This is a genomic window from Pedobacter alluvionis (assembly GCF_003664035.1).
Classification (GTDB): Bacteria; Bacteroidota; Bacteroidia; order Sphingobacteriales; family Sphingobacteriaceae; genus Pedobacter; species Pedobacter alluvionis.
On the sequence record NZ_RCCK01000012.1, the window covers coordinates 235611 to 251805 of the forward strand.

At 37.0% G+C, this 16195-nt stretch carries 16 protein-coding genes and 2 riboswitches; of the genes, 13 read left to right on the forward strand and 3 right to left on the reverse strand.

The features are described from left to right. Positions 1-53: 53 nt before the first annotated feature. Positions 54-1457 carry a sigma-54-dependent transcriptional regulator gene (locus BCL90_RS14960; protein ID WP_121284808.1) on the reverse strand — a complete coding sequence of 468 codons (1404 nt, stop codon included), beginning with the start codon at positions 1455-1457 and terminating at the stop codon, positions 54-56. Positions 1458-1870: 413 nt separating this feature from the next. Beyond that, a riboswitch (cobalamin riboswitch) is annotated at positions 1871-2066 on the forward strand. 95 nt (positions 2067-2161) lie between these two features. On the opposite strand from BCL90_RS14960, the gene BCL90_RS14965 reads away from it, so the two are divergent. The 10 genes from BCL90_RS14965 (at position 2162) to BCL90_RS15010 (ending at position 12935) form a co-directional block, all read left to right on the forward strand. Then, complete coding sequence (locus BCL90_RS14965; RefSeq protein WP_121284809.1) at positions 2162-4195, forward strand: TonB-dependent receptor plug domain-containing protein; 2034 nt, start codon at positions 2162-2164, stop codon at positions 4193-4195. A gap of 19 nt (positions 4196-4214) precedes the next feature. Then, entirely contained in the window at positions 4215-5333 is a 1119-nt protein-coding gene (locus BCL90_RS14970; RefSeq protein WP_121284810.1) for a YncE family protein, read from the forward strand. A gap of 17 nt (positions 5334-5350) precedes the next feature. Continuing rightward, complete coding sequence (locus BCL90_RS14975; RefSeq protein ID WP_121284811.1) at positions 5351-6472, forward strand: PKD domain-containing protein; 1122 nt, start codon at positions 5351-5353, stop codon at positions 6470-6472. A gap of 143 nt (positions 6473-6615) precedes the next feature. Then, positions 6616-6809: riboswitch (cobalamin riboswitch) on the forward strand. Positions 6810-6908: 99 nt separating this feature from the next. Then, a complete protein-coding gene (locus BCL90_RS14980; protein WP_121284812.1) occupies positions 6909-8774 on the forward strand; it encodes a TonB-dependent receptor plug domain-containing protein in 1866 nt (621 codons plus the stop codon). Between the two features lie 40 nt (positions 8775-8814). Continuing rightward, positions 8815-9402 carry a DUF6580 family putative transport protein gene (locus tag BCL90_RS14985; protein WP_121284813.1) on the forward strand — a complete coding sequence of 196 codons (588 nt, stop codon included), beginning with the start codon at positions 8815-8817 and terminating at the stop codon, positions 9400-9402. Positions 9403-9522: 120 nt separating this feature from the next. After that, positions 9523-10455 (forward strand): ABC transporter substrate-binding protein, encoded by a 933-nt coding sequence (locus BCL90_RS14990; protein ID WP_121284814.1) that lies wholly within the window; start codon positions 9523-9525, stop codon positions 10453-10455. 6 nt (positions 10456-10461) lie between these two features. Then, entirely contained in the window at positions 10462-11148 is a 687-nt protein-coding gene (locus BCL90_RS14995) for an SIR2 family NAD-dependent protein deacylase (RefSeq protein WP_121284815.1), read from the forward strand. Further along, the gene (locus BCL90_RS15000) at positions 11138-11863 is read left to right on the forward strand and encodes a Dph6-related ATP pyrophosphatase (protein ID WP_121284816.1); all 726 of its coding nucleotides are present in this window, start codon (positions 11138-11140) and stop codon (positions 11861-11863) included. The genes BCL90_RS14995 and BCL90_RS15000 overlap by 11 nt, the downstream gene beginning before the upstream one ends. 128 nt (positions 11864-11991) lie before the next feature. Then, on the forward strand, positions 11992-12501 hold the full coding sequence (locus tag BCL90_RS15005; RefSeq protein WP_121284817.1) for a YMGG-like glycine zipper-containing protein: 510 nt from the start codon (positions 11992-11994) through the stop codon (positions 12499-12501). 95 nt (positions 12502-12596) lie between these two features. Next, a complete protein-coding gene (locus BCL90_RS15010) occupies positions 12597-12935 on the forward strand; it encodes a Dabb family protein (RefSeq protein WP_121284818.1) in 339 nt (112 codons plus the stop codon). A 492-nt stretch (positions 12936-13427) separates the two neighbouring features. Here BCL90_RS15010 and BCL90_RS15015 read toward each other — a convergent pair whose 3' ends face one another. Together BCL90_RS15015 and BCL90_RS15020 are read right to left on the reverse strand one after the other, a co-directional pair. Further along, complete coding sequence (locus BCL90_RS15015) at positions 13428-13679, reverse strand: hypothetical protein (RefSeq protein WP_121284819.1); 252 nt, start codon at positions 13677-13679, stop codon at positions 13428-13430. 15 nt (positions 13680-13694) lie between these two features. Next, positions 13695-14384 (reverse strand): DUF3291 domain-containing protein, encoded by a 690-nt coding sequence (locus BCL90_RS15020; RefSeq protein ID WP_121284820.1) that lies wholly within the window; start codon positions 14382-14384, stop codon positions 13695-13697. A gap of 129 nt (positions 14385-14513) precedes the next feature. Here BCL90_RS15020 and BCL90_RS15025 point away from each other — a divergent pair, with 129 nt between their 5' ends. From BCL90_RS15025 to BCL90_RS15035, 3 genes are read left to right on the forward strand one after another with little or no spacing between them, the layout of a single operon-like run. Then, positions 14514-14993 carry a GAF domain-containing protein gene (locus BCL90_RS15025; RefSeq protein ID WP_121284821.1) on the forward strand — a complete coding sequence of 160 codons (480 nt, stop codon included), beginning with the start codon at positions 14514-14516 and terminating at the stop codon, positions 14991-14993. 13 nt (positions 14994-15006) lie between these two features. Beyond that, positions 15007-15612: a DNA-3-methyladenine glycosylase gene (locus BCL90_RS15030; protein WP_121284822.1), complete on the forward strand. Its 606-nt coding sequence runs from the start codon at positions 15007-15009 to the stop codon at positions 15610-15612. 53 nt (positions 15613-15665) lie between these two features. Continuing rightward, entirely contained in the window at positions 15666-16154 is a 489-nt protein-coding gene (locus BCL90_RS15035) for a pyridoxamine 5'-phosphate oxidase family protein (protein ID WP_121284823.1), read from the forward strand. The last annotated feature ends 41 nt before the right edge of the window (positions 16155-16195 follow it).

Sequence of the window (16195 nt, forward strand, 5' to 3'; positions counted from 1 at the left end):
CTCTCCATTTCGCTAAGCTTCAGTCGAGATGACGATTTGTAAATTAGTTCAACTTATTCCGCTCTTTTTAAGCCGAACTTTTCAATTTTACTATATAAGTGACTTCTTTGGATATCTATTTCATCAGCTGTCTTTGATACATTCCAGTTGTTTTTTTCCAACTTAAATTTGATGAATTCGCGTTCCGCATAATCTTTGTAATCCTGAAAATTATTAAACGAATCGAAAGAAGAAGCCAGGTTAGATCCGCCAGCACCTGCAATTTGTGTACTGGTTGCGGCGCCAATGTTTGTACCACCGCCTGGATTAGCAAAGGCACGTACATCATTTTCTGTAATAACCTTATCGCTTAAAATAATCAAACGCTCAATCATATTGTGTAACTCACGTACGTTACCTGTCCATGGTAAAGCCTGTAAAGCCGCCATACCACCTTCATTTATTTTCTTAACCGGCATTCCATAATCGCTGCAGATATTTTCTAAAAAGTTTTGGGCAATAACAGGGATGTCATCCGTACGCTCTGTTAAATGTGGAACATGGATATTGATTACATTTAAGCGGTGATACAAATCCATCCGGAAGTTACCGTCTTCAATTTCTTTTAATAAATCTTTATTGGTTGCTGCTAAAACACGCACATTTACTTCAATTTCCTTTTCACCACCCACACGCGAAATTTTATGCTCTTGCAAAGCACGTAGAACTTTTGCCTGGGCAGAGAGGCTCATATCGCCAATCTCATCCAAAAATAAAGTTCCGCCATTAGCCAGTTCAAATTTACCTATACGTTGTTTAACAGCAGAGGTAAAAGATCCTTTCTCGTGACCAAATAATTCACTTTCGATTAGTTCTGAGGGAATAGCAGCGCAGTTTACTTCGATTAAAGGACTATCAGCACGGTTGGATTTCTCGTGTAACCAACGCGCTACCAATTCTTTACCGCTACCATTTGCACCAGTAATTAATACGCGGGCCTCGGTTGGCGCAACACGCTCAATGGTTTCCTTAATTTTAGAAATGCATTCTGATTCGCCTAAAATCTCACGGGTTTTACTTGCTTTACGCTTTAAAACCTTGGTTTCAGTAACTAAATTTCCACGGTCTAAACCATTACGTACAGTGATCAGTAAACGGTTTAAATCAGGTGGTTTCGAAATAAAATCGAAAGCTCCTTTTTTGCTGGCTTCAATGGCAGTTTCAACTGTTCCATGACCAGATATCATAATAAAAGGTAAGTCTGGCTTGATAAGCTGTGCCTGTTCGAGCACTTCCATACCGTCCATCTTATTCATCTTGATATCGCAAAGAACCAAATCGAAATTTCCTTTTTTGATCATTTCGAGGCCGTCGATACCGTTGTCGATATCTTCAACATCATAATTTTCATATTCCAGAATTTCGCGTAAGGTACTCCTTATCGCACGCTCATCGTCAATTATTAATAATTTAGCCATTAGAGATATATTCTTTAATTTTTGAAATGCGAATATATTATTTTTTAATTAATGTATAGTTTTTTATACAATTTATACGCAATAAACTTGATAAAGGCTTAAATATTTAATCTCAGTAAGAATAATCGAGTTTAAATCTGCTTAGATCTGGTTGGTACATTTTCTTGCGGTTAACTGAGTATAAAGAATCTGGTTTTTATGAGGATGATTAAGTAGATCAGCAAAAAGTGCAGGCTTGCTTTCCATTAACTTTAAAAAAAGTATCGGTTTTTTGCTCCATAACAGGTATGCAGATCATTGATAAATCAAGGATTAAAGTCATTCTCATAGTTGAAAAAAATTGATTCCTAATTTAGGTTTTTCTATTAAAAGCACCATTTTCCATCATGCATTTTACATCTTGCTTAATTTTCTTACCTTTGCAGCGCTTTTGGTTTCCGGCTTTACACCCGGAATTAAAAGGGAATACAGTGTAAATCTGTAACTGTCCCGCAGCTGTAAGCTCCTTAACGGATTTCCAATCAATTTGCCACTGTCCCGACACGTCGGAATGGGAAGGCCGGAAAGCCGGGAGTAAGTCAGAAGACCTGCCTTAGCATTATATTTCATAGCTTTCGTGGATTGAAGCTAGGGGTGAGGTACTTACGTTTTTCGTATTTTCATTTCTTTTCTATCTGTTGGCTGTGGGTTAAACTCACAATCAAATGATTAAAATTAAAGGTGTTTTAGTAAACATCAGGTTTTATTATGCTTTCGCATCCATATTGGGTATTGGAATTGTTTTGCCAAATACTGCTGTGGGGCAGGTTGATACAGCTAAGATCAATCAACTTAACGAGGTTAAAATCACCGAATATAAAAATGGAGTAATCAATTTATCTCCGGTGCCGGTACAAGTATTGTACGGAAATGATTTAAAAAGACTTAACAGTTTATCGGTTGCAGATGCTATTCGCTACTTTTCAGGCGTACAATTAAAAGATTATGGTGGGGTTGGAGGCTTAAAAACCATTAACGTAAGGAGCATGAGCAGTAACCATACGGCTGTATTTTACGATGGTATTCAGTTGGGTAATGCCCAAAACGGTCAGGTAGATTTAGGCAAATTTTCGTTAGATAATCTCGAAGAAATTGCCATTTACGTTGGTCAGAAGCCTGAGCTGCTGATGCCGGCCAAAGGTTTTGCGGCAGCAAGTGCACTTTATCTCAAAACTGCGCAACCTATTTTTATTTCCGGGAAAAAGTATGGTTTTGGTGCTAGTTTTAAAACTGGTTCTTTTGGATTAATTAATCCAAATCTTAGTTATAAACAAAAAATCAGCAATAAAATCTCCTTCCTTATTGATGTCAGCTATTTAGAATCAAATGGGAAATATAGGTTCAGGTATAAGGAACTTGCTTATGATACGACCATTATCCGGAACAATAGCGATGTTAAATCGGCAAGGGTAGAAGCTACTTTGTCTGGATTATTACCCGATAGCAGTAAATGGAACATTAAATTATATAACTACAATTCGGCCCGTGGATTGCCCGGAGCTATTGTTTCGAACAGGTTCACCTTTACGCAACGCCAATGGGATGATAATAGTTTTGTTCAGGCTTCATACCAAAATAAAAAAAGTGCGCGCTACAATTTTATGTTCAACACGAAGTATGCCTACAGTTTTATGCGCTACCTCGATCCGGAATTTAAAATACAAAATGGCTTTTTGGACAACCGCTATACCGAAACCGAATGGTATATTTCTGCAGCCAATCTGTATAAAATATCTAAAATTTGGGAGATTTCCCTCGCCACCGATTATAGTTTGCAAAGACTAGATGCCAATTTATACGATTTTGCTTACCCAAGCCGCAATACTGGTTTAGTGGTGTTGGCTAGTGCCTTGAATTTGAACAGGTTAATTGTGCAAGGTAATATTTTGGCAACCCTGATTGCAGAGCAAGTTAAGAACGGCGATCAATCTGCCAACAGGCAAGAATATACGCCAAGTTTAATGGCCTCGTGGCAACCTTTCCAAAGCAAAGATTTCCGCATTCGGAGTTTTTACAAATCTATTTTCCGAATGCCAACTTTTAACGATTTGTATTATACATTTATTGGCAATACCAAACTCAAACCAGAATATACCAAGCAGTACGATTTAGGTTTTACTTACGGACATACATCAAATGGTAAGCGTTTGGCTTATTTATCCATTCAGACTGATGCCTATTATAATCTGGTAAAAGATAAAATTGTAGCCATTCCGGGTAATAATTTAGGCCGATGGACAATGGTTAACCTAGATCGTGTACAGATTAAAGGTTTTGAAACGAATATTCAGACTGTTTGGGATTTTGCTGCCCAGCTAAAGTTAAAAGCAAGTGCCAATTATACCTTCGAAAAGGCTGTAGATATTAGTGCAACTGCTTTTAGGTACGGGGATCAGATCCCTTACATTCCTGTTCACAGTGGATCTGCAAGGTTTGGCATTGATTATAAAAATCTGGCATTTAATTATAGCTATATCTACACTGGCGAAAGGTATAGCCAAAAAGCCAATATAACCGCTAACTATGTTAAACCCTGGTATACGCATGATTTAGCTATTGGTGCAAATTTCGCGTGCCAACAAACCAGGTTCTTTTTCAATGCCGAAATCAATAATGTTTTTAACCAGTATTACGATGTGGTACTAAATTATCCGATGCCTGGCCGAAACTACCGTTTTACTTTATCCACTAATTTTTAAACCAATTTAATATCACAATATGAAACACCAATTACAACATTTTTTTAAACTTACAGGCTTTTTGCTTTTAACTGCCCTTGCATTTGCCTGTAGAAAGGACACTCCGTTCGATGAAGATTCGGAACAGGGAGCCAAAACCCCATCATTAACAGTAAAAGGCTTATATGTTTTAAATGAAGGAAACTGGGGTTCTAACAAATCATCGTTAGATTATTATAGCTATGATGATGGTAAATACACCAGGAATATATTTGGTACTGCTAACCCAGCTGTTACTTTAGGGCTTGGTGATGTAGGTAACGACATTAAGATTTATGGTGCCAAAATGTATGTGGTGGTTAACGGAAGCAATAAAGTTGAAATCTTGAACGCCAGTAATGCCAGGCAGGTAGCCAAATTGGAAATCAATAACCCGCGATATGTAACCTTTTATAAGAACTTTGCTTACATCACCTCTTATGATGGCTATGTGGCCATGGTTGATACTACTGCTTTAAGCACCATTAAAACCAAAATCATGGTAGGTAACCAACCTGAAGAAATGGCGGTTGTAGGCAATAAACTGTATGTGGCCAACTCTGGCGGTTATAACTATCCAAATTATGACCGCACTGTTTCTGTAATTGATTTAACAAACAATACAGAAATTAAAAAAATAGATGTGGCTATTAACCTAGATCGTTTACGTGCAGATCAATATGGCGACATATATGTTTCTTCGAGAGGTCAAATGGACCAAAGCGGTGAGTATATCATTAATCCAAGTTTGTTTGTTATTGATACAAAAACAGATCTGATAAAAAAAGATTTTAAAATTCCAGTTAGTAATTTTTCCATAAATGGTGATGATGCTTATTTATATTCTTACAGCTATGCGACACAAAAAAGCACATACGTTAAACTGAATGTAAAAGATGAAACCATTGTCAGCAATAATTTTATTACGGATGGAACAGAAACTTTGATAGCTACTCCATATGGAATTGAAGTAGATCCTTCATCTGGAGATATTTTTTTAACAGATGCAAAAGATTACGTAAGCCCTGGTACCATTTACTGTTTCGATAAAGCAGGTAAAAAGAAGTTTTCGTTTACCACTGGCGATATTCCGGCACACATTACATTCTTATTTAAATAACATACAAAACACACACAATGAAAAAATCAATAAGCTACGCCTTGCTTTTCTGCCTGTTCCTATTTAGTTGCAAAAAAGATAAACAAATGGCTCCAGATGTAAATCTGCTGATCAAGGCAGGTGCTTTGCAGGCTAAAGTAGCAGCAATAACTACTTTTAGTGCGGGTACAAATAACGGACAAGCTTTTCAGCACGAGTGGAAATTAGATGGTAAAGTAGTAAGCACTTTATATAACTTTAACTTTACGGCCACAAAAGCTGGCACCTATATTTTAGCATATAAAGGTTACAACGAAGCTGGCGAATTTAAACATACCTATACCATTACTGTTCCGGTTCCTGTGGTAGATATTACAGCAAACAGCAGTAGATACATCAGTCGTATTTTTGAATATTTACCAGCTCCCGGTCAGTTTGTGAACGAAACACTTGGTAAACCAGAACAAGCGCAGAAATTAATTGGAAGCACCACGAACCTGATCTCTTTAGGTGGTTTTGGTGGTTACATTATTTTTGGCTTCGATCACTCAGTAGTGAATAACTCAGGTAACGATTTGGCCATTTACGGCAATCCATCAGGTGCGCCTTATCATTTTTCAGAACCTGGTATTGTAATGGTTAGTCAAGATAGTAATGGTAACGGCCTTGCCGACGATGAATGGTATGAGCTGGCTGGAAGCGAGTATACCAAAACTACCACCATTAAAAATTACGAAATTACCTACACCAACCCTAAAGCATTTGCCAATGTAACCTGGAAAGATAACCAGGGAAATAGTGGCGAAGTAAAGGTTAACAATTTTCATAAGCATAATTTTTATCCTGAATTTGCAGCAAATCAGGAAAACATAACCTTTAAAGGAACTTTGCTACCGCCATCAACAGGTAAAGTAGGTAGCATCATTATCAGTTCTCCTTTTGACTGGGGTTATACCGATAGCTACTCTACAGGCGATGATTACAAAACCAACTTATATAACAGCTTGGACTTATCATGGGCGGTTGATAAAAATGGAAGTAAAGTGGATCTGAAAACGATCGATTTTGTAAAAGTTTATACTGGCCAAAGTGCAGATGCAGGTAGTTTAGGCGAAATTTCTACCGAAGTTAAAGGTGCGGTTGATTTAGGGATTAAATAAATTGTAACTATCTACCTATAAACAACAGCTCAATTATGAAGGTCTGCCTGGTGCAGGCCTTTTTCATTTGCATGTTTTTTAACAGGTTATGAAAAACTAAATTCATCAACATTCGTATTTTACTATTGTTGTGCTCTTTTTACTACCTTTGCGCTGCTTTTGGTTCCCGGCTTACAACCGGGATTAAAAGGGAATACAGTGTAAATCTGTAACTGTCCCGCAGCTGTAAGCTCTGTAACGTTTTTCAATTCTTAAGTCACTGCCCAATTAACTACTGAGCGGGAAGACGGAAAAAACGGGAGCAAGTCAGAAGACCTGCCTTTAGCGTTTAATTTCATAGCTTTCGGGGATTGAAGCTAGGATTGAGGTACTTAACGGTTTTCGTATTTTCATTTCCTTTTCTAATCTGTTGGCTGTGGGCAAAACTCACAATCAAATGAACAAAAAAAGAATGCTAACTGTAGCCAGTTTAGGGCTAGCGCAGTTAATGATTGGCCAGATGGCTAATGCTCAAACTCAAGATAGTTTGCAGCTTAAAGATGTTGTAATTTCTGCAACAAAAAATGACCAGAAACAATCCCAGACCGGAAAAGTGGTCACTATCATCAGTCGCGAAGTATTGGAGCGCAGTAACGGCAAATCTTTACCCGATTTATTAAATGAACAGGCTGGTATCATCATCAGCGGAGGAAACAGCAACCAGGGAAAAGACAAAAGTATCTTTTTCAGGGGATCGGCTAGTGGTTATACTTTAGTATTAATAGATGGTATTGTACAGAATGATCCTTCAAGCATTAGCGGTACATTTGATTTACGTCTGTTCTCCATTGACCAGATCGATCATATCGAGATTTTAAGAGGCGGTCAATCTACCATTTACGGATCGGATGCCGTTGCAGGTGTAATCAATATCGTAACTAAAAAGGGTGGGCCTAAAGGAAATACCATTTACGGTGTTGCCAGTGCAGGAAGTTTTGAAACTTACAAAGGAACTATCGGCTTAAATGGTGGTGTAGAAGGTTTTTCTTACAACATCAATTACACACATTTCAAAACTGATGGTATTTCTGAAGCCATAGCACCAGTTGGAAGTGCAGCCATGTTTGATAAAGACGGCTTTAAAACAGATGGTTTAAATGCCAATTTCGGGATTAAACTCGACAAACATTTCTCCGTTAATCCTTTTCTGCGTTATTTCTATGGCAATTATAAAATAGATGAAGATGCGTTTACCGATGGCTTGCCAACCAATAAATCTATTTTAAAGCAGTTCAGTGCAGGCTTTAACTCTGAATATAAATTCAGTACTGGTAAAATAACGCTAAATTATAGCAACGAGAGCAATTCGAATGATGTAAAGTCTAGTTATGCAGGTTTTCCAAGTAATTTTTTAAACTTCGGAAGGCTTAATGTAGTTGATTTATTCTATAACCAGAAACTGGGTAGTAAATTAGATTTACTTGTTGGTATAGACAATAGAAAAATGAAGTTGGTTACTGATACCAAAAACCCAACAACCAATATCTTCGCTGCTTATGGATCATTGTTCTTACATGATTTAAGCATTTTTAACCTCGAAGTAGGCGGACGTTACAATAAACATGATCAATATGGCGAAAACTATACCTATTCTGTTACCCCAAGCATTAACATCATTAAAGAAGTAAAATTATTTGGAACAGTATCTACTGCATTCAAAGTACCTACACTGAATATGTTGTTTGGTCAATATGGTGCCAATCTTGATCTGAAACCAGAAAAATCTCAAAATTATGAGGCTGGTGTAAACTTAAATATCGATGAAGAGGCATTTACTTTACGCATTACAGGTTTTAAACGCGATTTAACCGATGCCATCGTTTACACCACTGGTTATATTAATCAGGGTAACCAAAAGTATAAAGGTTTTGAGGTTGAGCCAGCGGCAAAATTCAGTGTTTTCAATATTAATGGTTACTATGCTTTTGTTGAAGGAAATACCGGAACAACCAATTTTTTAATCCGTAGACCAAAACACACCTTCGGCATTAATGCAGGTGCACAGGCAACCAGCAACCTATATGCAAGTGTCAACTTCCGTTATTTTGGCAAACGTTTCGATACCAATTTTATATCTTATTTAGATGAAGAGATGCCATCATATAACCTGTTAAATGCGTATGTAGAATATGCCCTGGCTAAAAAACGCGTGAAAGTATTTTTTGATGCCAAAAATATCCTGAACAAAAAATATACTGAAATTATTGGCTACAATACACCGGGCTTTAACTTTAATACAGGTGTAAGTTTTAATATCCGCTAATAAAATTTAACTTTGCAGCATACGTATTAACCAAAATAAAATGTCTCATTTAAAATTTAATCCACGCACATTAATTTTGCTGTTGATGATATTGGCCATAACGGGATTCCGTTTATTGGTAACATTCAACTCTGATGAATTAAAGTTCGCCAATTTCTCATCAATAGGGGCAGTAGCTTTATTTGGAGGAGCCTATTTTAAAGATCATCTCAAAGCATTTGCTTTTCCGTTATTGAGTTTATTTTTAAGTGATCTGGTGCTTTATACAACCATTTATAAACAGTATGTAGATATATTGTTAGTTCAGGAACTTTGGACATACCTTGCAATTGCATTAATGGTTTTAGCCGGTCGTTTTTTATTAAAAAAAGTAAATATTGCCAGCTTATTACTATCTACAATTGTAATCGTGTTTATCCATTGGATAATAAGCGATATCGGTTCGTGGTATAAGAACCCACTCTTTACTCAAAACTTAAATGGTTTTATAGATTGTTTAATTAAAGCCATTCCATTCGAGATCAGATTCTTAGAAGGGACAGTGATTTACGCTGCATTACTTTTCGGAGCTTTCGAAATCTTGAAAGCAAAATACCCGGTATTAAAGCTGCAAACGCAAAAGTTATAATTAACTGATTGGTGGCTCACCAAACAAAAAAATAGAAATCCTCTTTTGATTCGATTCAAAAGAGGATTTTTTTTAACTTAGAAAATCAATTCCATTTTACCTATTACATCTTACATCCACATGAAAGTTGTTTCTTTTTTACCTGCTGCTACCAAAATGATTTACGATATGGGCCTGCAAGACTATCTGCATGGCGTAACATTCGAATGTCCTAAAGAGGCCGCAGATCAACCAAAAGTTGTCCGTTGCATACTAGAAGGCAAAAACTATTCGAGTATCGAAATAGATCGGATTTTTTCAGCCTCTAAAGCACAAGGCAAAAGTTTGTATTGGGTAGATGATGAGCTGTTAGAAAGTATTTCACCGGATGTAGTTTTTACACAGGATATATGTGAAGTTTGCAACATCGATACCGTTTGTACCGAAACCGCAGTAATGAAGCTAAGCAAAACACCTACGCTGGTTCCTTTATCACCAAACAACTTACAGGATGTATTCGAATGCGCTATTACCATTGCAAAAGCTCTAGGTAAAGAAGAAGTGGCTTTAAATTACCTTGCAGCCCTAAAAAAGAAAACAGATTATATTTTAGATCAGCTTAGGGCCAACCGCGCACCTTTAAAAAGGATTATGCTGATGGAATGGATCGAACCGATCTATAATTGCGGACATTGGATTCCTTTTCAGATTGCTGCAGCTGGTGGTATTGATATGCTTTCGAACCCTGCGGGTGATTCGATTGTTACCCAATGGGAAAAGATTCTGAAGTATAATCCCGAGGTTTTAGTGATTGCCCCATGTGGTTTTGATCAAAAAAGAAGTCTCGAAGAAATGGCGCTGCTGACCTCGAAACCAGGATGGGATAATTTAGAAGCGGTAAAAAATAATCAGGTTTATATTGCCGACTTTGATATGTTTACCCAGCCAAGCATTGGTACTTTGGTAGAAGGTATTGAAGCTTTAGCCTGTATGTTCCACCCGGAGATTTTTAAAGCTGATGAAAATATGGCTAAGAAGTTTATTAATTACGCGCAATCACTACAATCAGTATAATATTATATGAAGATAGTTGTGTTAACAGGAGCAGGGATTAGTGCTGAAAGTGGGCTAAAAACTTTTAGGGATGCTGATGGCCTTTGGGAAGGTTATAATGTATACGATGTAGCTACACCAGAAGCCTGGGAAAGAAATCCGGAATTAGTACAGGAGTTCTATAACGAAAGAAGAAGACAGGTTTTAGCGGCAAAACCCAACCATGCCCATCATTTACTGGCAGAACTGGAAAAAGATTTTGATGTAGAAATTATTACCCAAAATATTGATGATTTGCATGAAAGGGCGGGTTCTACTAAAGTTACCCATCTTCATGGTGTAATTACTAAATCGCAATCCGATTTAAAATCAGAATTAGTTTATCCCATTACAGGCGCTGAAATTAAAATGGGCGAGTTATGCGAACTCGGTTCTCAGCTCAGGCCCCATGTAGTTTGGTTTGGTGAAGCCGTTCCGATGATAGAAGTAGCGGCTAAACTTTGTAAACAGGCTGAAGTATTTGCAGTTATTGGTACATCATTAGCCGTTTATCCGGCAGCAGGCCTGATAGACTTTGTGCCATCTGTGATCGACAAATACATCATTGATCCTAAGACACCAGATGTAAAACGTTATAAAAACGTAATCAACATCGAGAAAAATGCAGTCGAAGGTGTTGCAGAGCTAAAAGAACTTTTGTCAAATGCCAGATAAAAAGATTTGTATTTTTAACTGGAGCGGAGGTAAAGACAGTACTTTGGCACTCCACTATGCCTTACTAGACCAAACTATAGAAATCCGTTACCTCATTACCACGGTTACAGAAAAGTACAATAGGGTATCTATGCATGGTGTTAGAGAAGCCCTGCTGATTAAACAAGCTGAAAGCATTGGTATTCCATTGTATCAGATCCGTTTAGGAGAAATGCCTGATATGGAAACCTACGATCGTACAATGAAAGAGCACCTCACTAAGTTTAAAGAAGAAGGCATTACCCACTCAATCTTTGGTGATATCTTTCTGGAAGATTTACGGAAATACCGCGAAAACAAATTAGCAGAAATAGGAATTACTGCAATCTTCCCATTGTGGCAGAAAAATACGAAAGAATTAATTGAAGAATTCTTAAACCTGAGCTATAAAACCATCATTGTTTGCACGCAACAAAATCTCGAAAACTTTTGTGGAAAAGTAATCAGCATGGATTTAATTAATCAATTACCTGCAGAAATTGACCCTTGCGGAGAAAACGGAGAGTTTCATACTTTCGCCTTTGAGGGACCAATATTTAGGAATAAAATAGCTTTTACCATAGGTGAGAAGGTATTCAGAACTTATAATACACCAAGGAAAACGGATGAAAATGAAGATTCTCCATGCTCAACCTCAGCACTTTCCGGCTTCTGGTATTCCGACTTAGTGGAATAATTTTCCATTTTCAAAACATTTTGGCATCATTTTTTCTTAGTACTGTTAATTAACTAAATCACACATCCATTGAAACCTGTTTAGCGAGGTTAGGTAGCTGAACAAGTGTCATTTAAAAATTAAAAGTTATGAAAAAGATATTGGTAGTAATCGCATTAAGTTCTTCAGTTTTATTTGCTTGTAACAATAAAGCAAAAGAAGAAGCTGCATTAAAACAACAACAAGCTGAAAAGGAATTAGCAATTAAAGCAGTAAAAGACAGTTTAAGGTTAGATAGCTTTAAAAAAGCAGAAGTAGCAAAAGCAGAGCAAGAAAAAGAAGCTAAACACCAGGCAGAATTAGCAGCAGCCAGAAAGGCAGGAGCAGCATCGTCAAGATCATCAAGATCGTATGCAAGCTCTGGTGGTAGCTCAAGTGCTGCTTATGGTGGTACGCAACCAACTGCGAAGAAAAAAGGTTGGAGCGACGCAGCTAAAGGTGCAGTTATCGGTGGTGCAGCAGGAGCAGTTGGTGGTGCTTTAATTGATAAGAAAAAAGGTAGAGGTGCTATAATCGGCGGATTAGTTGGAGCTGGTGGCGGTTATTTAATCGGTAGAGGCGAAGACAGAAAATCTGGTCGGGTACAGCCTAAAAACTAATCTTTTTTTAAAAGATTTGAAAGTCCTGGTTTACATCAGGACTTTTTTTTATGTCTAATAAAAAATGATTAATATATTTAAAGAAAAAAGAACCCATGACAGAAATCCCTACCGCTGATAAAGAACAGATTCAACACTTCGTAATGTTCTGGTTAAAACCTCAACTAACTAAAACTGAAATTGCAGATTTCGCCAACTTCTTCGAAAGTTTAAAACCAATAAAATATATTAAAACATTAAGTTATGGACTAGCAGCTAATACGCCCGTACGCCCCGTAACCGATAACTCTTTTACCTATTCGCTAACTATTACATTTGCAAATGTTGCGGATCATAATGCTTACCAGGAAGATAAAACACATTTAGATGCGGTTGAAAAATTCTCTCAAAACTGGTATAGGGTAGTAGTACACGATACAGTGGTTTCTGTTTAAACCTTCATTTCCTTATTTCGGTCCCAGCCGATAAATTTACCAATTAACCACAGATGCGCACAGATAAACACAGATTTTATTTATGCGCAGCTTTGCTTATATCAAAAGGTATTGCTTAAAAAACAGAGGGGGTATGATGATAGGTACAGATCGATCGTCATTGCTGGAACGACAACACAACCTTAAAACGATACCTACTAGCGTGTACATTAAGATTGCTTCGCACCTCGCAATGACGATCTTTCTAATCCGATATTTACATATATTCATCCCAAAATCACTAAACCTCCCATTTATTTGGCTAAATCAAGTGTCGAAATTATATTTTGTATAATGATTCAAAGATCAATATATCAATAACTTATATTACTTTATCTTAATAAAAGCTATCAATAGCACATCATTTTAGCGCCAAAAATATCCTTAAATTCAGAATATAATTTTATATACTAATATAATATATTGTAAATCAGTTAATTAAATAGATTATTACTAATATTGATGCCTGTTATACGCAGCCGTAAAATCAGCTCGCATAATTTTAAACTTAGCAATAACAGTCTGTATAAATTCTTCATCCAAAATTTCGAATACATCATTTACGCCTCCTCCACTCAGGTCAAGCTCGGCCAATTTATAACTTTGCTCAAAAGTACCTTGCTCAAATTTGATGATGAATTTCTGGTTCATCGAAAAAATGGTAATCTTACATTCCAGATGTGGAAGTTCTGCTACTACTCTCATTTATTTTATATTTATTTACAATTCAACAGATACTCCATTAAGTGTACCCCAACTATCCACAATAGCGAAACGGGCAAAGAGTTCTTCTTTGTACCATTGGCGCTCTCTGGTGAGTTTAATCACATCAGAATGGTCAAATGATTTATAAGCATAATTTTTCATGCTATCTGCATCTGTCCAGATGGAAAATGTAGCCTGATCAAAAAAAGGATTTTCACCAACTCCGGCCGAAAGAACAAATCCAGGAGCATTTCTCATGGCATTCGCTGCCCGTTCTATATTCTGCCTAAACTCTTTTAATTTATTAAATTTAATAGCTGCGCGGGTTATCACTGCTATTTTACCCTGGTACTTAATCTTATTTTTTGAAGCTTTAAACGGCTCTATTCCTGACCATAAGCCATGACTGTATAAAGGATCCAATAATATAGTTAAACTTTCAATTCCAAAAAAATTAAACCATTTTACAACAAAAGAATTATCGTAAAAACGATCACAATCGTTTCTATTATCCCAGGCAGTAAGTACCGCCCAATGCTTATAATCTGGAGCAAGATCTACCTGAGCATCTTTTCCGCTTCCCATTAATTTCCAGAATCTACATGTTTTATTTAGCCATAGCGGCAATCTTAAAACCGCCATGCCGATAAATGCAAAAGGAATGGTTAGGCGATGGAATTTCGTAATGGTTAAGGCTACAATCATTAATTAAATTGATAAGGCTCAAAACTAATAATTTTAGAAATAGGTTGTCGTTCAAATTTTCGTCATTAAATCATCTTTACAGTTGCGTTTGGTAAATCATGATTAACTTTGGCTGTAAACGCAATAAACATGGCAGAAGATTTAACCATTACCCGGAACATATCAAAAGAAGAACAATATCAATCCATTATTCCTCAAATTGAGGCACTATTATACGGTGAAACAGATTTAATAGCCAACCTGGCAAATGTTGCTGCTGCACTAAAAGAACAGTTTGGTTGGTTTTGGGTAGGTTTTTATCTGGTGAAACAGGATGAACTGGTATTGGGTCCGTTTCAGGGTCCGGTGGCCTGCACAAGGATTAAAAAAGGAAAAGGAGTGTGCGGGGCTTCATGGGAGCAGGCAGCAGCTATTATTGTTCCTGATGTTGATGCGTTTCCCGGACACATTGCCTGCGCATCTGCTTCGAAATCAGAAATTGTTTTGCCGCTAATTGTAAATGATGAAGTGATTGGTGTTTTAGATGTGGATAGTGAAGTGTTGAATAAATTTGATGAGACAGACCAGGCTTATTTAGACCAGGTTATTCATATTTTGTTAAATAGATAATTTATATCTGATATTGAAATTAAAACCTGAATATTACCTGAATGAGGATGTTGTAGGTCTTGCAAAAGATTTGCTGGGAAAGGTTTTGTATACTAAAATTGGCGATGAAATTACTGCAGGAATTATTGTAGAAACAGAAGCCTATTTTGGAATAAAAGATAAAGCGTCTCATGCTTATGGCGGTCGCCGTACCAACCGCACCGAAACCATGTATGGCGCAGGTGGCATTGCCTACGTGTATCTCTGTTATGGTATGCATCATCTTTTTAATGTGGTTACCTCAATTGAAAATGATCCTCATGCCGTTTTGATCAGAGGTATAGAACCGCTGATCGGTATAGAAATTATTGAAGAACGGAGAAATATGCCACATACAAAAGGTGCTATTTCGGCTGGCCCCGGATCTGCGGCAAAAGCATTAGGGATCGATAAAGCCTTTAACGCAAAAAATCTTTCTGGTGGTGATATCTGGATCGAAGATCATGGTGTAAAATATAATGAAGAAGATATTGCGGCTACACCGCGTGTAGGTATTGCTTATGCTAAAGAGCATGCTTTGCTGCCCTGGCGATTCTTTCTTAAAGGTAATAAATATGTAAGTAAACCAAATAAGGTTTAATTACCAGAAACATTTTACCGCACTTCCTGTTGTCTTTATAAAACAAAATAAAGATGAAAAACGAGAAAAATATAGCTATCCTTAAAGAAATGGCCGAAAGTGTGAGAACGTGTATGTTTACCACATTTTCTTCATCAGATGAATTTGGAAGCAGACCAATGGGAACTGCGAAAATCGAAGACGATGGTAGTTTGTGGTTTTACACAAACGAATATTCGCTGAAATCAAAAGAAATTTCAAAAGAAAATAATGTATTGCTGGCCTACAGCGATCCATCCAATAATACATACCTTACCGTTAAGGGTAAAGCTGAGCTTGTAGATGATAAAGTTCGTAAAGAAGCGTATTTCTCACCATTTGTGAAAGCATGGTTTCCGGATGGAGTCGAAGACCCAAGATTAATCCTGATTAAAGTTACTCCGGAAGAGGCAGAATACTGGGATGCTTCATCGTCTAAAATTGTTGTATTATTCAGCATGTTAAAAGCAGTTGTTACTGGTGATACGCCAGACTTAGGTAAGCACGATACAATTAAATTTTAAAAGCATTAAATAAATCGAAAAGCAGGATTGGGAACAATGCC